General features: G+C 59.5%; 1 protein-coding gene. It reads right to left on the bottom strand.

The window, feature by feature from the left end:
- On the bottom strand, window positions 1-1,968 hold a 1,968-nt coding region (lon, locus tag VGI36_14970; protein HEY2486449.1), incomplete at its 3' end, for an endopeptidase La.
- Between the last annotated feature and the right edge of the window lie 65 nt (window positions 1,969-2,033).

Here is a 2,033-nt window from a genome sequence, read left to right as displayed (position 1 = left end):
CGCTGCCTGTGCCGATTCCTTCATTACGTCGCCCAGCGAGCCGGTCAAGGTCAGCCCCTTTTGACCGTTCATTCGCGCGCTTTCAATGAAGATGATGTCGCCACCGTTCGGCGTCCATGCTAGTCCGGTCGCCACTCCCGGCACGTTCCCATGCTCGGCCATTTCCGAGAAAAACTTCGGCGCGCCGAGATACTTCTTGAGCATATCCGGTGTAATCCGCTCGGGCGGCGCCTCACCCTCGGTGACCGCCCGCGCCATCTTCCGGCAAATCCGTGCGACCTCTCGCTCCAAGTTACGGAGTCCGGCCTCCCGCGTGTATTGCCGGATGATGTCCGCGGTCGCCTCGCGCGTGAACTCGATTGTCTTGTCACCCAGCCCGTTCTCCTTCATCTCCTTGGGCACCAGGTAACGATCGGCGATCACCAGCTTCTCCTCCTCGGTATAGCCAGGAAGCTCTATTACCTCCATCCGATCCAGCAGCGCATGCGGGATCGTGTCCAGTACGTTTGCCGTCGTCAGGAACAGCACCCTGGACAGGTCGAACGGTATATCGAGATAGTGATCGACAAAGCTGTTGTTCTGCTCTGGATCGAGCACCTCGAGCAGCGCCGACGCCGGATCGCCACGGAAGTCAGCCCCGAGCTTGTCCACCTCGTCGAGAATGAACAGCGGGTTGTTCGACCCCGCGTTGCGCAGCCCCTGAATGATTCGCCCGGGCAGCGACCCGATATAGGTCCGCCGATGGCCGCGGATCTCCGCCTCATCGCGGATTCCGCCGAGCGACAGCCTGACGAACTTGCGTCCTAAAGCCTTGGCAATCGATCGCCCAAGCGAAGTCTTGCCGGTTCCCGGCGGGCCCACGAAGCACAATATCGGTCCCTTGGAATCCTGCTTGAGCTTGCGCACCGCGAGGAATTCCAGGATGCGTTCCTTTACCTTTTCGAGGTCGTAGTGGTCCTCGTCGAGCGTGGCGCGCGCATTCTTGATATCAAGATTGTCTTCGGTCGAGATGCCCCACGGCAGCGCCACCAGCCAGTCCAGGTAGGTCCGCACGACCGTATGCTCCGCCGATTCCGGCGGAATCATCCGCAGCCGTTCAAGTTCCTTGTCGGCCGCCTTGCGCGCGTCTTCGGACATTTTGGCGGCTTCGATCTTCTTCTCGATCTCTTCGATTTCCGACGAGCGCGGATCGCCTTCGCCCAATTCCTTCTGAATCGCCTTGAGCTGCTGCCGCAAGTAATATTCGCGCTGATTCTTGTTGAGCTCCGTCTGCACCTGCGACTGGATCTTATGGCCGAGTTCAAGCAGCTCGATCTCCCGTCCCAGAATCACGATCAGCTTCTCGAGGCGCTGCCGCACGTCGAGCGTCGCCAGCATGTCCTGCAGCTCTTCGATCGCAATCTTCAAATACGACGCCACCAAGTCGGTCAACCGCCCAGGATCCCGCACCTGCATCGCCATCACCTGCAACTCATCTGGCAGGTATGGCACCAGCGAAACGAATTTTGAAAATTGACTGACGAGATTGGCTTGCAGGGCGTCAGTCTCGCGATCCTGGACAAAGGTCTCCTCAAGACGCTCGACCTTCGCCGTGAAATACGGGTCACGCTGCAGGAAGCTCCCGATCTCGATCCGCGCCAGTCCCTGCACGAGTACCCGCACGCTCTGGTCGGGATATTTGAGCATCTTTAAGATACGTACTGCCGTACCGCGCGGATAAAGCCCCTCCGGCCCCGGAACTTCGTCTTCCGGATTCTTCTGCGCCGCCAGAGCGATAATCGCCGACGCGCCGCCAACATCCTCAATCAGCTTGAGCGATGCGGCACGCGAGACCAAAAACGGATGGATCTGATTAGGAAAGATCACGATGCCGCGCAGTGGCAGCACCGGCAGCAGTTCGGGGATTTCGACCTTGGTCAGGTCCTCATCAGTTTCGAAACGTTTGTCCCCTTTGTCTTTTTCTGGCATAGACTCCTGGGTCGCCCCCGCGAACGGCGGCGTGGTAACGCTGCCTCGCTTTCCCAATCGCCTGC

The sequence above is a fragment of the Candidatus Binataceae bacterium genome (assembly GCA_036495685.1).
In the GTDB taxonomy this organism is placed as follows: domain Bacteria; phylum Desulfobacterota; class Binatia; order Binatales; family Binataceae; genus JAFAHS01.
This window is presented reverse-complemented; position numbering and strand designations above follow the sequence as displayed.